Annotated in this window: 19 protein-coding genes; 8 read left to right on the top strand and 11 right to left on the bottom strand. The window is 58.0% G+C overall.

All coding sequences use genetic code 11. The features are described 5' to 3' along the window. Positions 1-46: 46 nt before the first annotated feature. The 3 genes from E0L16_RS07225 to E0L16_RS07215 are packed head-to-tail and all read left to right on the top strand — an operon-like array spanning position 47 to position 2,766. On the top strand, positions 47-790 hold the full coding sequence (locus tag E0L16_RS07225; protein ID WP_131636631.1) for a helix-turn-helix transcriptional regulator: 744 nt from the start codon (positions 47-49) through the stop codon (positions 788-790). Positions 791-837: 47 nt separating this feature from the next. Beyond that, a complete protein-coding gene (locus tag E0L16_RS07220; protein WP_063867352.1) occupies positions 838-1,491 on the top strand; it encodes a LysE family translocator in 654 nt (217 codons plus the stop codon). Between the two features lie 3 nt (positions 1,492-1,494). Continuing rightward, positions 1,495-2,766: a DUF445 domain-containing protein gene (locus tag E0L16_RS07215; RefSeq protein WP_131636630.1), complete on the top strand. Its 1,272-nt coding sequence runs from the start codon at positions 1,495-1,497 to the stop codon at positions 2,764-2,766. On the opposite strand, the gene E0L16_RS07210 is transcribed toward E0L16_RS07215, so the two are convergent. From E0L16_RS07210 to E0L16_RS07195, 4 genes are all read right to left on the bottom strand, one after another. Continuing rightward, positions 2,763-3,839, bottom strand: coding sequence for a DUF2955 domain-containing protein (locus E0L16_RS07210; RefSeq protein WP_063867348.1), 1,077 nt, complete (start codon positions 3,837-3,839; stop codon positions 2,763-2,765). The two genes, E0L16_RS07215 and E0L16_RS07210, sit on opposite strands and share 4 nt — an antisense overlap. After that, positions 3,829-4,896 carry an HlyD family secretion protein gene (locus E0L16_RS07205; protein ID WP_107534625.1) on the bottom strand — a complete coding sequence of 356 codons (1,068 nt, stop codon included), beginning with the start codon at positions 4,894-4,896 and terminating at the stop codon, positions 3,829-3,831. The genes E0L16_RS07210 and E0L16_RS07205 overlap by 11 nt, the downstream gene beginning before the upstream one ends. Next, a complete protein-coding gene (locus E0L16_RS07200; RefSeq protein WP_063867344.1) occupies positions 4,893-5,363 on the bottom strand; it encodes a MarR family winged helix-turn-helix transcriptional regulator in 471 nt (156 codons plus the stop codon). Before E0L16_RS07200 ends, E0L16_RS07205 begins: the two co-directional genes overlap by 4 nt. Positions 5,364-5,578: 215 nt before the next feature. Beyond that, positions 5,579-6,058, bottom strand: coding sequence for a carboxymuconolactone decarboxylase family protein (locus E0L16_RS07195; protein ID WP_010427243.1), 480 nt, complete (start codon positions 6,056-6,058; stop codon positions 5,579-5,581). A 101-nt stretch (positions 6,059-6,159) separates the two neighbouring features. Between E0L16_RS07195 and pdxR the strand changes: the two genes are divergently transcribed. Further along, positions 6,160-7,548 carry a MocR-like pyridoxine biosynthesis transcription factor PdxR gene (pdxR, locus tag E0L16_RS07190; RefSeq protein WP_131636629.1) on the top strand — a complete coding sequence of 463 codons (1,389 nt, stop codon included), beginning with the start codon at positions 6,160-6,162 and terminating at the stop codon, positions 7,546-7,548. Positions 7,549-7,593: 45 nt separating this feature from the next. On the opposite strand, the gene E0L16_RS07185 is transcribed toward pdxR, so the two are convergent. Further along, positions 7,594-7,755, bottom strand: coding sequence for a DUF1127 domain-containing protein (locus tag E0L16_RS07185; protein ID WP_107534623.1), 162 nt, complete (start codon positions 7,753-7,755; stop codon positions 7,594-7,596). 176 nt (positions 7,756-7,931) lie between these two features. Here E0L16_RS07185 and E0L16_RS07180 point away from each other — a divergent pair, with 176 nt between their 5' ends. Beyond that, positions 7,932-9,347 carry an aminotransferase-like domain-containing protein gene (locus E0L16_RS07180; protein ID WP_131636628.1) on the top strand — a complete coding sequence of 472 codons (1,416 nt, stop codon included), beginning with the start codon at positions 7,932-7,934 and terminating at the stop codon, positions 9,345-9,347. A 79-nt stretch (positions 9,348-9,426) separates the two neighbouring features. Here E0L16_RS07180 and foxA read toward each other — a convergent pair whose 3' ends face one another. The 3 genes from foxA to E0L16_RS07165 form a co-directional block, all read right to left on the bottom strand. Continuing rightward, positions 9,427-11,535: a ferrioxamine B receptor FoxA gene (gene foxA, locus E0L16_RS07175; protein ID WP_112792168.1), complete on the bottom strand. Its 2,109-nt coding sequence runs from the start codon at positions 11,533-11,535 to the stop codon at positions 9,427-9,429. A gap of 121 nt (positions 11,536-11,656) precedes the next feature. After that, positions 11,657-12,610 (bottom strand): AraC family transcriptional regulator, encoded by a 954-nt coding sequence (locus tag E0L16_RS07170; protein ID WP_131636627.1) that lies wholly within the window; start codon positions 12,608-12,610, stop codon positions 11,657-11,659. A 139-nt stretch (positions 12,611-12,749) separates the two neighbouring features. Next, the gene (locus E0L16_RS07165; protein WP_003863067.1) at positions 12,750-12,983 is read right to left on the bottom strand and encodes a DUF2171 domain-containing protein; all 234 of its coding nucleotides are present in this window, start codon (positions 12,981-12,983) and stop codon (positions 12,750-12,752) included. A gap of 219 nt (positions 12,984-13,202) precedes the next feature. Between E0L16_RS07165 and E0L16_RS07160 the strand changes: the two genes are divergently transcribed. Then, a complete protein-coding gene (locus E0L16_RS07160; protein WP_047363975.1) occupies positions 13,203-13,391 on the top strand; it encodes a hypothetical protein in 189 nt (62 codons plus the stop codon). A 38-nt stretch (positions 13,392-13,429) separates the two neighbouring features. Here E0L16_RS07160 and E0L16_RS07155 read toward each other — a convergent pair whose 3' ends face one another. The 3 genes from E0L16_RS07155 to E0L16_RS07145 all read right to left on the bottom strand — a co-directional run bounded on the left by E0L16_RS07155 (position 13,430) and on the right by E0L16_RS07145 (position 16,122). Beyond that, positions 13,430-14,551, bottom strand: a complete 1,122-nt coding sequence (locus E0L16_RS07155; protein WP_131636626.1) for a ribosomal protein uL16 3-hydroxylase — start codon at positions 14,549-14,551, stop codon at positions 13,430-13,432. Positions 14,552-14,685: 134 nt separating this feature from the next. Next, the gene (locus E0L16_RS07150) at positions 14,686-15,288 is read right to left on the bottom strand and encodes an ATP-dependent Clp protease proteolytic subunit (protein WP_131636625.1); all 603 of its coding nucleotides are present in this window, start codon (positions 15,286-15,288) and stop codon (positions 14,686-14,688) included. Between the two features lie 63 nt (positions 15,289-15,351). Then, complete coding sequence (locus E0L16_RS07145) at positions 15,352-16,122, bottom strand: DeoR/GlpR family DNA-binding transcription regulator (protein WP_112792165.1); 771 nt, start codon at positions 16,120-16,122, stop codon at positions 15,352-15,354. 81 nt (positions 16,123-16,203) lie between these two features. Between E0L16_RS07145 and E0L16_RS07140 the strand changes: the two genes are divergently transcribed. Next, a complete protein-coding gene (locus tag E0L16_RS07140) occupies positions 16,204-16,590 on the top strand; it encodes a VOC family protein (RefSeq protein ID WP_045631073.1) in 387 nt (128 codons plus the stop codon). A gap of 179 nt (positions 16,591-16,769) precedes the next feature. After that, positions 16,770-17,387 carry a response regulator transcription factor gene (locus tag E0L16_RS07135; RefSeq protein WP_112792164.1) on the top strand — a complete coding sequence of 206 codons (618 nt, stop codon included), beginning with the start codon at positions 16,770-16,772 and terminating at the stop codon, positions 17,385-17,387.

Below are 17,387 nucleotides of genomic sequence, written 5' to 3'. Positions count from 1 at the left end.
GGCAGACGCATACATGGTATAAAAAAAGCTCATCACTGGAGCTCTTATGACCGATACCCGCCACATCCGCCAGACCTTTCATCGCGCCGCAGGTCTTGAGCTGCGCAGTACGTGGCAGAGCACCCGGGCGTACAAACGTCATTGTCATCCGCAGCTCTCCATCGGCGCGATTATGGAAGGCCAGACCTGCTGCGTCAGTCATGGCAGAGAGTCTATCCTGAACCCCGGCGATCTCATTGTCATCCCGGCTTACGCGCCGCACAGCTGCAACCCCGTCAACGGGCAACCGCGCAGCTACCATATGCTCTATATCGACACCGATCTTCCTCTGGCGTTCCAGGTGATTCGCGACCCTGCGCTCTTCAAGCGCTACCTTGATGTTGTTGAGACGATGTCATCTGCATCCGTGGACACGCTACTTTCTGCCCTTCCCCGCTGCGTGGAAAACGCAGACGCGCTTCGCTCAACCAGTCAGCACCTTCAGCAGGCATTTCTTGCCGACCTGGCCGCACCGCCTTCGCTTGACGAACTTGCCCAACGATTCTCGCTGCGCAAGGAGACGCTGATCCGCACCTTCCGGCAGGACACCGGCCTGACGCCGGTCAGCTTTCTCAACGTCTCCCGCGTGGAGTTCGCCAAAGCGCGGCTGCGTGCCGGAGACGACATTGCCGACGTCGGCTACCAGAGCGGGTTTGCCGACCAGAGCCATTTTCATAAGACCTTTGTCAGCTATACCGCGGCCACGCCGCGTCAGTATGCGACAGGCCGATCAATATCTGACAATAAATAGCGTTTGCATCACCGTAGGCTGACCTCAGATTGTTAACCGAGGTTGCTATGGAACTGTTCTTCCCTTCCGCTTTTCTCGCCCTGGCGCTGGCGCATTTTGTCGCCCTGTTAAGCCCTGGCCCGGACTTCTTCCTGCTGGTGGGCTACGCCGCGCGCTACCGACTGCGCGGCAGCGCCGGGTTGTGCTTCGGTATCGCCGCGGGTAACGGGCTGTATATCTTACTGGTGATTATCGGCTGGAGCGCACTGCGCCAGTTTGCCTGGCTGTTTACGCTGATAGAGCTCTGCGGGGCGCTGTATCTGCTGTGGATCGGCTCGCATCTGGTGCGCAGCCAACCGCAGGCGCTGGCGCTTGCTGAAACCCGACAGCGGTGCCCTTCTTTGATGAAGCAGATCCTGCTGGGGCTGGGGTCGGCGCTGTTAAATCCGAAAAATGCGCTGTTCTACCTGGCGCTGATGACGGCGTTACTCGGGCCGGACGTCACGCTGCTTCAGCAGACAACGTGCGGCGTCTGGATGGTGACGGTGGTGCTGGTGTGGGATCTGGCACTGGTGTCGATGATGGGGCTATCGGCGGTGCAACAGAAGCTTAGCCGTTCGCTGTGGTGGATTGAGCGCACGGCGGGCGTGGTGCTGATGGGGTTTGGTGGGTGGGTGCTGTGGCGGTTTTTGCACATTCCCCCCGTCTCCCTCTATCCTTAACCCATGGAAAAAATAGCTGAACTCAAACGCGCCAAGCTTCTGGCGCTGTCGCTGCTGCTGATTGCCGCTGCGGCCTTTATCACCACCCTGTTTCTGCCGCAGACCTTCTGGGTACGCGGCGTGAAGGCTATTGCCGAGGCGGCAATGGTCGGCGCGCTGGCGGACTGGTTTGCCGTCGTCGCGCTGTTTCGCAGGGTGCCCATTCCGTTCATTTCACGCCATACGGCAATCATCCCGCGCAATAAGGACCGGATTGGCGACAATCTCGGCCAGTTCGTGCAGGAGAAGTTTCTGGATACCCAGTCGCTGGTCGCGTTAATTCGCCGCTACGAGCCGGCGCAGATGATTGGTGCCTGGTTCAGCAAGCCCGACAACGCCCAGCGCGTCGGGCTGCATCTGATGCAGGTGATGAGCGGTTTTCTTGAGCTGACCGACGACGGGCGCATTCAGCGCCTGCTCAAACGCGCGGTGCATAAGGCTATCGACAAGGTCGATCTCACCGAAACCAGCGCCGTGATGCTGGAAAGCATGACTAAAAACAACCGCCATCAGGTGCTGCTGGACGCCATCATCAACCGCCTGATTACGCTAATTCAGCGGGAAAGCACGCGGGAGTTTATCTCTGACCAGATTGTCCACTGGCTGAAGACCGAGCACCCCCGCAAGGCGATGGTGCTGCCCACCGAGTGGCTGGGCGATCAGAGTGCAGAGATGGTGTCGAACGCGGTGAACACGCTGCTGGACGATATCAGCCACGACCGCACGCACCAGATCCGCCAGGCGTTCGACCGCGCCACGCTGAAGCTTATCGACAACCTGAAAAACGACCCGGAGATGGCGGCCAAAGCCGACAACATCAAGCACTATCTGAAGAATGATGAAGCGTTTAACCGTTATCTGGGTGAAATGTGGGCCGACCTTCGCCAGTGGCTAAAGGCGGATATGCAAAGCGAGGACTCGCGCGTGAAGCAGCGCATTGCCAACGCCGGGCTGTGGTTTGGTGAGACGCTATCGAATGATGCCAGCCTGCGCGCGTCGCTGAACGAGCATCTGGAACAGGCGGCGCACCGCGTCGCGCCGGATTTTGCGGCGTTCCTGACGCGCCATATCAGCGACACGGTGAAAAGCTGGGACGCCAAAGATATGTCACGTCAGATCGAGCTTAACATAGGCAAAGACCTACAGTTTATCCGCGTCAACGGCACATTAGTGGGCGGGACGATTGGCCTGATCCTGTTTTTACTCTCGCAATTGCCCGCCGTGCTGGCGCACTAATCCGCTTTTGGCGGCGCGATAACGTAGCGCGTCGCCTCGAAGCGGTTCAGGATCAGGTGCACCAGAAAGACCATCGTCAGGGTGACCACCAGCGCGAAGGTGACGGAGGTGATGCGGTACAGATCGCTGAACACCAGGTCGCTGTCCGGATGCATGTTCTGTCCGAACATGATGCCGATGGTGGTAATGCTGGCGAAGCCTACCCCGGCGCCGACCTTCTCCATCACGTGCAGACGTGCCCCAAACGCCAGCCCAAGGCCGATCAGCGGCATCATCAGCAGCATATGGCTGCTGTGATCGTACAGAATAAGCTGAACGACGAGGATATAGAGACACCCCAGCACCACGCCGACCACGCGCCAGATAGAGCTGATCACCGAGCCGCGATAGTGCATCGGGAACAGGATCAAAATGCCCGCCATCAGCGCCGACAGGGAATCGCTGAGATCGCTTATCTGGAAAACCACGAAAATCAGCGTCGCCACGGTGCCGGAGAGCAGCGACTCGTGGCGCACGCGGGCATCGTTTTTCTCGATCAGCGGCGGCGGCTTACGCGGCTCAACGTCCGGCAGCAGGTAATTCATCAGCGCGCTCAGACACACCGCCATCACGCTCGCTTCGATGTTAGAGAACAAAAGCGTGTGCCAGTTAGTGGTGGGGTAGCTCATAAAGTTGAGCATCACGCTCTGGCATACCACGCCCATTGAACCGAACAGGAACAGCGGCCCCTTGCTCATAAAGCGAAAACGCATCACGTACAGGGCGAACACCACCAGCGTCATAATGACCGGCCATTGCGATAAATAGCCGATGATAATCACCATTTCGACGCAGTTCAGCGATGCGCTGAAGATAAACTGCTTCGCCACGTGGCGGTTAAATACCGGCACCAGCGAGAGGAGCATGATCGGGTAGACCACGAAAAACACGCCGTAGCTGGTGTTGTAGAAGCTCGAAATGCTCAGCGCAATCATCCCGGCGAAGACGATGCGCAGGGTCTGGCGAAAGTCATTTGCCGTGTAGACAATGTTGCCGTGCGGGGTAAAGACCCGCGCCAGGGTGCTAATAGACATAGTGAAGCAGGCTCACCAGATGGATTTGCATCCCGGAGAAGAATCGCGCAAACGGCCCTTCGCTATTATAGAGCTGCACGGTGGCGCGCGCGCCGGTTGGCAGCGGCTTCGGTAAGGCTTCATCCAGCGCCACGTGAATGCGCATACGCTGGGCATCACGCACCCAGCGGTTGGACGTTTCCGGTTCAGAAAGTTGGCCGTTCACCGCCTCCTGGCCTGCGAGGATCCCCGCGTCGCTGCTGGTCACGTGGGCACGGAAGACCTGCCCCGGGAAGGCGTCAAACACCACGGCAGCGTCCGTCCCCTGGTGGGTATGACGCAGGCTCTTCTCGCGGAAATCCGCCACGATATCAGTCTGGGTGTTCACCAGCGCCAGCGCGGCCGAACCGGACGAGGCGTAAAAACCGGGGCTTAATTGCAAATTACTGACCGTACCGTCCGCCTCGGCGTAGACCTTCGTCCAGCCAAGGTTCAGCTCCGCGTCATCCAGCGCGTTACGGTATTTTTGCAGCGTCACGTTACGGTGCTCGTCCCGCTCGCCGCGCTGAATGCGCAGGTTATGAATATTCGCCTGAATCGAGCTGACGGACTGCTCGCTGCTCTGCCAGGTGGTGCGAACTTTATCCAGATCCGCCTGCGACACGTTCTGCAAGGTGCTCAGTTTCTGGTAGCGGTCGAAGGTCACCTTGTCGTTACGCGCCGTCAGCACGGCGGTTTTCAGGCTGGCCTGCGCCGCGGCAATCTGCGCATCCAGCTGATCGTTAGACAGACGCGCCTGCTCCAGCGCGATTTGCGCCGCTTCGACCTTATTGCGAAACGGCGTGGGGTCGAGCTCAAACAGCAGATCGCCTTTCTTGACCTGGCTGTTATTGTGGACATGTACCGCCGCCACATAGCCGGAGACGCGCGCGGACACCGGGGTCACCACGCGCATCACGGTGGAGTCCGGCGTCAGCGGGATCCAGATATCCGCGACGATAAAGTAGACAAACATCAGCAGGAAAGAGGCAATACTCACCCTTACCCAGCGGGCAAACTTTTGTTCAGGAGTCATTATTTTTCGGTCTTATTATCTTCTTCGCGGATTGTCCGCAAATTGCAGGCGATTTGATTGAGTGTGGCGCTGAAAATGTCGATATGTTCCGGCGCAATGTTTTGCGATACGCGCGCCTGAAACGTCTCTATCACCTGAGTGAGCCTTTCAAGGATGGCTTTGCCCTCGGGCGTCAGCGTCAGCAGCCGGATACGCTTGTCGTATGGCGAGACGGTGCGCAGCAGATAACCCTGCTTTTCCAGCTGCGTCAGCGTGCGCATCAGCGGGGGCAGTTCGATACCCTGCACTTCCGCCAGCTCGCTGACCGAGACGTTATCCCCGAGCTGATGAAGCTGCATCATCACCGTCCAGCTCGACTGGGTTAGCCCGGTGTCGAGAATGGCGTCGTCGATGACGGCGCGCCACTGACGCACGATCATCGCCATCCGCATGCCCATCGGCCTGCGGCTAAACAGATCTTCTTCACGCATGGGGAATCCTCTCGTAATACGCCACTACGATAATAGTTATCAGGGTAAGTATCAAGAAACGAGAAGCTAAAGCGCAGGAATTGCGAAAGAGAGTTCGCCCTCTCAGTGTGGGCTGAATGATATGCACGGATCAGTCCCCTCGCCCCTTTGGGGAGAGGGTTAGGGTGAGGGGATCAGGCCGCACTGTAGGCCCGGTAAGCGCAACGTTATCGGGATTATTCCAGATTAGCCTTATTCAGCCCATATGCCGCATCCAGCGAGCCCGGCTCCATGCGGGAGGTAATGCCCAGGCGGTTCCAGGCGTTGATCGCGACAATGGCGAAGTTCAGCTCTGAAATCTCCACGTCCGAGAAGTGCTCCGCCACGCTGCGGTACAGCGCGTCGCTCACCCCGTGAACGCCAATCTGGGTCAGCGCTTCGGTGAAGGCCAGCGCGGCTTTCTCGCGGGCGCTGAACAGCGGGGATTCACGCCATGCCGCCAGATGGTACAGGCGCAGCTCGCGCTCGCCGGCAATTTTGGCCTCTTTCGAATGCATATCCAGGCAGAAGGTACAGCCGTTCAGCTGCGACACGCGAATGTCAATCAGGTGCTTCAGCGCCGGGTCAATGGAGGTTTTCGCCACTTCCATGCTCAGGGCGGAAAGCGCGTTGGCGAGTGCAGGTGTGGCTTTGTGGTGGTTTACGCGAGTGCTCATTGTCTTTCCTCTTTTTTTGCCGTTTTTGTCATGCGATGAGGCAAATCTACGCCGTTAATGACATAGTAAAAAGACACAAAAAACATGAAATGAGGTAGGACATGAAGCCGGGCTATCACGAGATTTATACCCGCTACCGCGATAACATCACGCGCGGCGTGCTGAAGCCCGGCGACAAGGTGCCTGCCATCCGCGTGCTGGCGGAAGAGCTGAAGGTCGCGCGAAAAACCGTTGAAACGGCCTATGCCATTCTGACGGGGGAAGGGTATCTGGTAAGCCAGGGCGCGCGCGGGACGCGGGTGAACCCGGATCTTCTGCTGCCCGCGCAAAACGCCCCCGCAGAACAAGCGACCGGCACGCTGCCACCGTCGTTGATTAGCCAGCGCGAACGGGCCGGTTTTTTGCGTCCCGGCATTCCCGCGCTCGACAGCTTCCCCTACAAAAAATGGCTGCTGCTGGCGGGCCAGGCGACGCGCGCCATGCGTCAGGATGAAATGCTCAATCCGCCGGTGCTGGGCTGGTATCCGCTGCGCGAGGCGATTGCCCGCTACCTGAATATCTCGCGCGGGTTATCCTGCACTGCGGAACAGGTGCTGATTACCAGCGGCTACAGCGGCAGCCTGCGCCTGATCCTCGACACGCTCGCCAGCCGCAGCGACAAGGTGGTGTTTGAGGATCCGGGCTATTTTATGGGCCAGCAACTGCTCAAGCGAATTGTGCCCCGCCTGCATACCGTGCCGGTCGATCGCGCAGGGATGGATACGGACTACCTGCTGCGCAATCACCCCGATGCCCGCTTCGCCATTGTCACCCCGTCGCACCAGAGCCCGCTGGCGGTAACGCTCTCCCTGCCGCGCAAGCAGCAGCTGCTAGACTGGGCCAGCCAGAACGAGGCGTGGATCGTCGAAGACGATTACGACGGAGAGTTTCACTACACCCGCAAGGTGCTGCCGTCGCTAAAGAGCCTCGACCAGCACGACCGGGTGATCTTTATGGGCACCTTCAGTAAAACCATCATGCCGTCGCTGCGCATGGGCTACGTGGTGATGCCCGCCAGCACTGTCGACGCGTTTACCGACTGCGCGGACATCCTCACCAGCGGCCAGCCAATCCTGACGCAAAAAATTCTCACCGCGTTTCTCAACGAGGGGCATTTTTTTCGCCACCTCAAGAAGATGCGTTCCCTCTATCAGACCCGCCGCGACTGGATGATAGCCGCCCTGCGTGAGGTCTATGGTGACCTGTTCTTCACCGAACAAAACGACGGCGGGATGCATATTGTCGCGTTTCTCGCAAAGGGAAGCGCGGACCGGGAGATCGCCCGCTGCTGGCAGGAACACCAGCTCCAGGTAAATGCCCTCTCAGCGTGGTATCGCGGCTCGGGCAAACGCTACGGGCTGGTGATGGGCTATAACAACGTGCGGACGTATCAGGAGGCGGTGGATTTACTGGAAAGGCCGAAACGGCAGATGCTTGAACTGTTGAGCTGAACATCGCCGGGTGGCGGCTGCGCCTTACCCGGCCTACGATCCGCGTTATACATCATGTCGCGATAACCCTACGTCCCTGAGCTGCTCGTCGCTCATCTGGCTCAGGATGCGGCGGGTCCGGTTGATGCGATACCAGTTGCGGATCGTTTTGCCGATCCAGACAAACACGACGAACGGACGTTTTGAACGGTTCTCGTAGAATTCCATGATGCTCTCCTCACTGTGCCAGTGGGGTTATCATCCTGGAAATCGGCCTGCGCAATACAGATGCAAAAACAACTTTTGTTTAACATACAGATCCGCTAAAACGGTATCTGCATGCCGTTTTTTGCGGCAATCTGTACTGGTTTAACAATCTGTATGGTGAAAATAAAGGATACAGCATGACGCGCTATCAACACCTCGCCAACCTTCTGGCAGAACGCATTGAACAAGGGCTGTATCGCAGCGGCGAGCGTCTGCCGTCGGTGCGAGCCCTGAGCCAGGAGCACGGCGTGAGCATCAGCACCATACAGCAGGCCTACCAGATCCTCGAAAATCTTCAGCTGATCACCCCCCAGCCGCGCTCCGGCTATTTTGTCTCGAAACGCAAAGCCCAGCCGCCCGTTCCGGCGATGACGCGCCCGGTACAGCGCCCGGTTGACGTCACCCAGTGGGATGAGGTGATGATGCTGCTGGACGCCCGCGCCGACAAAGAGATGATTTCGTTTGGCGGCGGCTCGCCGGACGTAAATCAGCCAAGCCTGAAGCCCCTGTGGCGCGAGATGAGCCGCCTTGCGCAGCATAACCCGAGCGAGATGCTGAGCTATGACGTGCTCGATGGCCGCCTTGAGCTGCGCGAACAGATCGCCCGCCTGATGCTGGACGGCGGCTCTACCGTCGCGGCAAACGAGATTGTCATCACCAACGGCTGCCACGGCGCGCTGTCGATCGCCCTGCTCTCGGTGTGTAAACCGGGGGACATCGTGGCGGTGGAGTCCCCGTCGTTTCACGGCACCATGCAGATGCTGCGCGGGTATGACATCAAGGCGATTGAGATACCTACCGATCCCGAGACCGGGATCAGCATTGAGGCGTTAGAGCTGGCGCTGGAGCAGTGGCCGATAAAAGCGGTGATCCTGGTACCCAACTGCAACAACCCGCTCGGGTTTATCATGCCGGAAGCGCGCAAGAAGCAGGTGCTGGCGCTCGCCCAGCGGCACGATATCGTGATTGTGGAGGATGATATCTACGGCGAGCTGGCGGCGGAGTACCCACGCCCGCGCACCATTCACTCGATGGACATTGATGGCCGCGTGATCTTGTGCAGCTCATTTACCAAGACCGTGGCACCCGGGCTGCGCGTCGGCTGGATTGTCCCGGGCCGCTATTACGACCGGGTGATGCACATGAAGTACGCCGCGGGCGGGTTTAACGTGCCGGGCACGCAGATGGCGGTGGCGGCGTTTATTCGCGACGGGCATTACCATCGCCACGTGCGGCGGATGCGCCAGATTTATCAGCACAATATGGAAACCTACACCTGCTGGGTACGGCAATATTTCCCGGCAGAGATTTGCGTCACGCGCCCGCAGGGGAGCTTTCTGCTGTGGGTCGAGCTGCCGGAAACGGTGGATATGGTGTGCGTCAGCAAGCAGCTGTGTCGGCTGAAGATCCAGGCGGCGGCCGGGTCGCTGTTTTCCGCATCAGGGAAGTACCGCAACTGCCTGCGGATCAACGTGGCGCTGCCGCCGACGGATAAACATCGCGAGGCGTTGAAGAAGATGGGCGAGGCGATTGTGATTGCGATGGAGGAGTAGTACGTTTTTTAGCGCCGGTGGCGCTACGGAATAGAGTAGGCCGGGTAAGGCGAAGCCGCCACCCGGCAAAATCAACGATTCAGAACTTCCACGAAACGCTGCCCACAATGCTGCGTTCTGCGCCGAAATAACAGTAAGAGAGCGAGTTACACGCCGCAACGTAGCTTTTGTCCGTCAGGTTATTGACGTTCAGCTGCGCGCTCACGCCCGTAAGCCCCACTTTTGACAGGTCATACCCCACGACCATGTCCACCAGCGTATACGACGGAAGCGTATGGGTGTTCTGGCGATCGCTGGCGATCCCGTTGACATAGCGCACGCCGGAGCCGACGGTCAGGCCGTCCAGCGGGCCGGTTTTGACGTCGTAGCTCAGCCAGGCGCTGGCCATGTTACGCGGGGCATAAACCGCGCGCTTGCCCTCCTCTTCCGGGCTGCTCTTCTTATAGCGAATATCCGTGTAGGTATACGCCGCCTGCATGCGCAGGCTGTCGGTCAGCTGACCAATCGCCTCCAGCTCAACGCCTTCGGATTCGATTTCACCGATGGAACGGTACGGATCGGTCGGCTCCTCTTTGGTGGCAATGTTCTTCTGGTTGATGCGGAACACCGAGGCGCTGAACTGGCTGTTCATCCCTTCTGGCTCATACTTCACGCCCGCTTCCCACTGCTTGCCCTTCATCGGATCCAGGATATTGCCCTGCTCGTCGGCAAAGCTGGTCGGCGTAAAGGCGGTGGAGTAGCTCACGTACGGGGCAACGCCGTTATCAAACAGATACAGCAGCGCCGCGCGGCTGCTGAAGTTGTTTTTATCCAGATCGCTGCGGGTGTGGTTAAAGTTGTCGACGTTCGACACGCTCACCTGGTCGTAACGCCCGCCGAGCGTCAGGCGCCAGCGGTCAACGGACATCTGATCCTGTAGGTAGTAGCCGGTCTGGCGAAGCTTATGCTTTTCCCTGCTGTACTGGGTGATGTAATCCGGCTTCGCACCGTAAACCGGGTGGAAGGCGTCAATCGGCGGGAAGCCGCCATAGTAGCCGGTCACGTTGTTGGTGCGGTCCTGGTAGTCCATGCCGATCAGCACGCGGTGGTTTACCGCCCCGGTGTCGAAGCTGCCGTCGACCTGATTATCCAGGGTGATGGCGTTCATCTTCTCGTCGGAGCCGGAATAACCGCGGTTCAGCTCGGTGTCATTCAACCAGCCTGCGGCATACACCTGGTTCAGCTCCACTTTGGTGTGCAGGTAGCGCAGCTTCTGGCGCACGGACCAGCCGCTGTCAAACAGGTGCTCAAGGTTATAGCCGACCATGTTTTCCCGACGATCGTACTTGTCGTAATCGTCTTCACCTTCAAAGAACGTGTTGGAGATTTTCTTCCCGCTGTGCGGCACAACGGTGCCCTCATACGGCAGGCCGGAGTGGCTGCCGCCTTCCGGATCGCGGTGCAGGTAGGCCATAAGATCCAGACGGGTGTTATCGGTGATACGCCAGGTCAGGCTCGGCATCAGCGCATAACGCTCTTCCTTCAGCGGATCGAACTGGGAATCGGCATAGCGGGTCATCCCGCTGAGGCGCACCGCCACGCGGTCGTTATCATCAACCGGGCCGGTGACGTCGAACATCGCCCCACGCTGGCTATTGTTCCCGGCAAAAAGCTTGATCTCCCCGCCCGGATCGAACGACGGCTTACGGGAGGTAAGCGCCACAATCCCGCCCGGCGATGAACGGCCATAGAGCACGGAGGCCGGGCCGCGCACGACTTCGATACTGTCCAGGAACCAGGGATCAACCACCAGCGAGCTGTGGGAGTTGGTGTCGCCCATCATCTTCAGGCCGTCCAGGTAGACGTTGTCCAGGCTGCCGTCAGAGAAGCCGCGCAGCACCATGTAGTCAAAGCGGTTAGACGCCCCAATCTGGTTGCTGTAGACCCCCGGCGTGTAGCTCACGGCCTGACGCACGCTGGTTGCGCCCTGCTCTTCGAACTGCTCGCGCGTGACGATAGAGACCGACTGCGGAGTTTCAATATCCGGCGTTTCAAGCTTGGTGGCCGCAGACTGCATCTGCGAGGTCACCACCACGGTGTCAGTTTTTTGCGCATCCTGCGCCAGTAAAGGAAAAGCGACGCTACCGGTAACCCATCCCACCAGCAGTGCCAGACGCGATTTAGCAAACATAACCCTCTCCAGAGATATTTCTTATTGTTAATAAGAATTATTACCTTTTTGAGAGTGCAAACGGCTATGCGCGCCGCCAGGTTACGTATGCGCGATGCTAAACCGCACGGGATGCGTTCGCGCGATGGGCGAAATTACGTTAGCGGAGTTTGCGCACGTCGCCCGGTGAAATCCCGTAATGACGACGAAACGCGGTGGCGAAATTGGTGGCATGCTGATACCCGCACATCCAGGCCGCCTGCTGCACGCTGTGGCCCTCCAGCAGATAGCGGCGCGCCAGCGCAAGGCGACAGTCGCGGAGATAATCGAAAAGCGTGCAGCCGTAGCGCTGACGGAACTTGCTGCGCAGGCTGCTTGGGCTCATGGCAGCCAGGGCCGCCAGCTGCGCGAGAGTATGATCCCGTTCAGGAGACTGTTCCAGCATGCCCCGCACGCGTTCCAGGCGCGCATGCTCAGGGCGGCTCGGGCAGGGCTGCTGGCGCTGGTTCAGGCCGTGGCCGAGCAGCTGGTACATCAGTCCCTCCAGCAGCAGCTTACGCGCGAGCACGCTTCCCCTCTGCTGCTGCGCATGCTGAATGCCTGACATAACAAACTCGGGAACGTGCCAGACAAACGTGGGTGTATTCAGGTTTTGCCATTCCAGCAGCAGCGACTCAAGCAGGGCTTCACGCCCGGCTTCATGCGGGTACACGCCAAACGAGAGTGTTTTCAGCGCGCTGTCGGCGTCGTGACGCGCGCTCATCACCTGTTCCTCACTCAGACGGGCGCTGAACGCCATGCCGGGACGCACGTGATAGTCGATGCCATTGAGCGCGATCGTAACGCACCCTTCCAGGACGACCAGCATATAGAGCGGGCTGCTGTGGCGGGATGTGGTTTCGTAGGGTTGTAATACATGCACGTCGGAATGGGTCAGCGAAATGCCGGACGAGAGCGTCATCTCTTCCACATTCCCCTGCAACACCGGGCTGCCGCTGACCTGCTCCCCTTGTAACAGCGGGAAACGGTAGTCGATGCCGTAGCGCTCGCCGAATATCTGAAAATCTTCAACAAAAAATAGGCGTTTCGCTGATCTATTTTCGCTCTGGAGCATAATTCGGGGCCTGCATCGGGGAAAGGTCAGGCAAAACAGTACCATCCCTTTGCCATGTCAGCAATCACCGGGCGCAGACACTATTCCGCTCCGGACAAAGCCGGAGCGAAGGCGTATATTTCTTCACGAGAAATATATTTTATGCTTCCTGCCACTCAGCAAAAACCTCTTTATGGTTTTTGGTCAGGACAACTTTATTATCTTCGACCTTATCGACCCAGCCGAGAGGAATAAAGTGGTGCTTGCCGCCCGATTCCGGGTCGCTCTTCGCAAGCTTGATACGCTCACCGTCTAAATGGTCCACAACCCCGACGTGCGTTCCGCAGCTGGCGACAACCTGAGTGTGATCCTTAATTGCGCTTTTATCTACCATAATCATTCTCCTGTTTCGGTTATTTGCCTGTTGCACGAAATTAACTGTAGCGCATAAATTCAGGCTTAAAAGGCTTATTAGCATTTTGAAACATCATTGACAGAATGGAATATTATGTCTATTTAACGCCGAATTGAAAAAATAAGAATGAGATGAATTATTACCGACTGATTATTTCCCGTTCATAATTAAATTATCGCAACCAACGAGGAGGTATTTATGACGATTCGCAACAATAATCGGGCAGAAATTTCGCTGGCTCTTGGTGAAGCGGTGTTAGACATCGTGCAAAAAGGCCATGAGGTATCGCGAGAGAACCTGGCCCAGGCGATGAAAATCAAAGCGGAGAAAGAGCGCGACGACGAGCGGCTTTTGAACTACTGGAAGGCGTGTAACATGCTGGTTTGAACGTAGCGGCGTTTAGGCTGACTAAACGCCGCCTGCTGTTACTCGTCGAAGAACCAGTAGCCCTGGTTAATCAATCCGGTCAGCTCGTCCACAAACGCCGGATTATTCAGCGCGTCGCCCAGCTCGGCCTGGCCGAGCTCGGTGTAGCGGCACAGCGCGTCTGCCCCGTTCATATCCGCCGTTTCCAGCTGTTCACTGTTGATAAAGACGCTGCCGTTGACGTTCAGCACGCGCAGCCCGCTCAGACGGGAGAGCGTTTCGCCCCCTTGCAGCGCGTCGAGAACCTCTTCCGCTGAATACGGTGGCTCGGCGGCGGCAATATCCAGCTCGTGACGCGGCGTGGAGACGAAGCTGCCAAACCATTTCGTGAAATCGTCCGGTTTGCTAATCATGTCGATCATCATCTGGCGGATACGATCGAGTTCATACTGCTCGACGCGGCCCGGGTGTTCGCGGCAGGTCAGATCCGGATCGCTGTAGTGCTCGCCGCCCAGATCGTTTTCCAGCGCGTAATCAGCAAAGCTGCTGAACAGATCGCGGCCGTTCGGCCCGCGGAAGCCGACGGAGTAGTTGAGCGCGGTTTCATGGGTGAAGCCGTCATGCGGGAATCCAGGCGGAATATAGAGGATATCGCCCGGCTCAAGATCTTCGTCGATGATCGGCTCAAACGGATCGACATGCAGCAGCGCCGGATGCGGGCAGAACTGACGCATCGGCAGCTTGTCACCCACGCGCCAGCGACGGCTACCCATCCCCTGGATGATAAACACATCGTACTGATCGATATGCGGCCCCACGCCGCCCCCCGGAACGGAGAAGGAGATCATCAGGTCATCAAGACGCCAGTCCGGCAGCACGCGGAACGGACGCACCAGTTCGGCGGCGGGCATATGCCAGTGGTTCACCGCCTGCGCCAGCAGGGACCAGCCGGTTTCACCGAGGTTATCGAAATGCTCAAACGGACCGTTGCTCGCCTGCCACTTGCCGTTGGCATGGCTTACCAGGCGGCTATCGACTTCCGGCTCCATCGCCAGACCCGCCAGCTCGTCCGGCGTAATCGGATCGACAAAATTCGGGAAGGCATTTTTCAGCACAACAGGTTGTTTTTGCCAGTATTTTTTAAGAAATTCCGGCCAGTTCAGGTTCAGTTGATACGCCATGGTTAGCACCAGTGAGAGGGTAAACAGGCGCGATTATAGGGGAGACGGCTGGGGGGGAACTTGTCATGGGTCAAACGAGCGCGCGTAGGTCGGGTATGGCGAAGCCGTCACCCGACGCACGCGCGGGCTAAAACTTAATCCAGGTTCAGCTCGTCATAATGGGTAATCAGCTTGCCCACAATCCCGTAGTCCAGCGCTTCCGCCGGGGACATCCAGAAGTTGCGGTCAGTGTCTTTCTTCACTTTCTCCAGCGGCTGGCCGGTGGCGTCAGCAATCAGCTTGTTCACGCGTTCCAGCATGCGGATGATCTCGCGCGCTTCGATCTCGATATCCGTCGCCTGACCGCGCACGCCGCCCAGCGGCTGGTGGATCATAAAGCGAGTATTCGGCAGCGAGTAACGGTGCTCTTTTTTCGCTGCCAGGAAGATGGTGATCCCGGCGCTCGCCACCCAGCCGGTGCCGATCACGTGCACTTCCGGACGGATGAACTTAATGAAGTCGTGGATGGTGTCGCCCGCTTCCACGTGGCCGCCCTGGCTGTTGATGTACAGCTTGATCGGATCGTTGCTGACGCTTTGCAGCAGGATCAACTGGGTGATGACCTTCTGGGCCAGCTCCTGGTTAATCTCACCGGAGATGACAATCGAACGGGATTCCAGCAGTTTTTGCTGAAGAGCGCCCGCGCCGCTTGACCCTTCCGCTTTGTCTTTGTCGCTTTCTTTCAGTGTGTAGTGCATTGTTACGTCCTCAGCATTTAGCGCTCAAAACCAGAGTGTAGCCTGTTTTACCCGTGAAAGTCCTCAGGCACACACAATGCGAACATCCTGCGCCGCCAGCGCGTCAAAAACGCCCTGTTCTATCCTCTCTTCTACCACCAGCACATCAATGTCGCGGCTCTTCGCTACCACAAAGCGCGCTACGCCGGGAATTTTGTCTGCGGTCAGGGCCACAATGGTCTGGGTACTCTGGGCAATCACGGCTTTTTTAAACTCGCAGTCGGCAAAATCAAACCCCGTAAGCCCCGTCTCAGGATCCATCGCACAGCCGCCGATAAAGGCCTGATCGAAGATAATGCCCTGGATCTGGTTCGCCGCCGTGGCGCCAACCGTTCCGCCGGACGCTCGCTGGATCTGCCCGCCGGTGACGATCACGTCGCACAGAGGATGATGCAGCAGCTCCGCGGCAATCGCCGGGGAGTTGGTTACCACCGTGACGTTAAGATCCGCCGGAAGGGCTTTCGCCAGCGCCAGATTTGTCGTCCCCGCGTCGATAAAAATGCACCCGCCCGCCTGAACCAGCGTTGCAGCTTTCTGCGCGATTGTGTGCTTTTCTGCACTTATTTTCTGCTCGCGGCTGAAAAAACTGCCCGCATCCGGGAGCTGAAGCACCGCGCCGCCATAGACCTTTTTGCAATAGCCTTCTTTGCTAAGTTCATGTAAATCACGGCGAATGGTGTGCTCGGACACCTTCATCTGGCTCGCCAGCTCGGTACAGATCACCCTTCCGCTCTCCTGAAGGATCTGTCGGATCCGCTCTTGTCGCTGCTCAGGAAAAGCTGCATAATCGAGCATTGAAAGTCCTTTGTGATTTTTAATCGAGTATCAATGCGCATAATGTTGCATAACCGCGCAATACAAACAACGAGGGTTACAATGAATATTGCACATGTCGCACTCTGGACCCGCAGCCTTGAGGCCCAGGTTCAGTTCTGGGAAACGGTTTTTAATGGCCGCAGTAACGAACGCTACGTCAGCAAAAACCGCCCAGGGTTTGAATCCCACTTTATTACCCTGGATGACGGGCCGACCCTTGAGCTGATGACGCTGCCGGACCTGCCCGACGCCCCGTCGCACCCGGAGTTTATCGGCTGGGCGCATATCGCCATCAACGTCGGCAGCAAGGCAAAAGTGGACAGCATGGCCGAGCGGGCACAGGCAAACGGCACGCTGCTCAGCGCCCCGCGCATGACCGGGGACGGCTTCTATGAAGCGGTGATCGCGGACCCGGACGGCAACCGCATTGAGCTTGTCGGTGCATAAAAACAGCGTTTCGTTCCTTCACTGCCCCCGCCCCGGCTCGCTATACTTCATATGGTTATCATATTGTTAAATGATAATGATATTTAATGTGTTAAGATGAAAGTCAGCATAAACAGTCTCTTACGCCACCGTTGGGACTGTTTGCATCCTCGACATTTAAATCAGCACCGGGGCGGTGAATGGAACACATTGTGTATGTGGTTGATGACGATGACCCAGTCAGGCAGTCCGTAATCGGGCTGCTGGAATCAGCGGGCCTGAACGCCATCGGCTTTTCATCGGCAGAGACGTTTCTTCAACATCGCTTTGAGGATCTGCCCTCCTGCGTGATCCTCGACATGCAAATGCCCGCCATCTCGGGTTTTGAGGTGGCGGACGCGCTCAAAGACAGCGGACGCGAGATCCCGATTATCTTTCTCACCGGGCACGGCACTATTCCCATGTCGGTGCGCGCCATTAAAGGCGGGGCTTATGAATTTCTCACCAAGCCCGTCGAATCCAGCGCGCTGCTCGACGCCATTGAATCCGCCCTTCAGCTGGCGGAAAACAACGCCGTGCGCAACAAAGAGCACTACGCCCTGAAGCAGCGCCATATGTCCCTCACCCCGCGCGAGCGTGAGGTGCTTGAGCTTGCCATCATCGGCAAGCTCAACAAGCAGATCGCCGCCGAGCTGGGCGTCAGCGAGATCACGGTGAAAGTGCACCGCCGCCGGGTGATGGAGAAAATGCAGGTTCGTTCCGTGGCCGAGCTGGTCAGGGCCGTCGAGCGCCTGACCCAAAGCCAAACCGTGGAATAA

Origin of the sequence: Enterobacter quasihormaechei (assembly GCF_004331385.1) — a bacterium.
In the GTDB taxonomy this organism is placed as follows: Bacteria; Pseudomonadota; Gammaproteobacteria; order Enterobacterales; family Enterobacteriaceae; genus Enterobacter; species Enterobacter quasihormaechei.
Note: the sequence above shows the minus strand (reverse complement) of the source record. Positions and strands in the feature narration are given on the sequence as shown.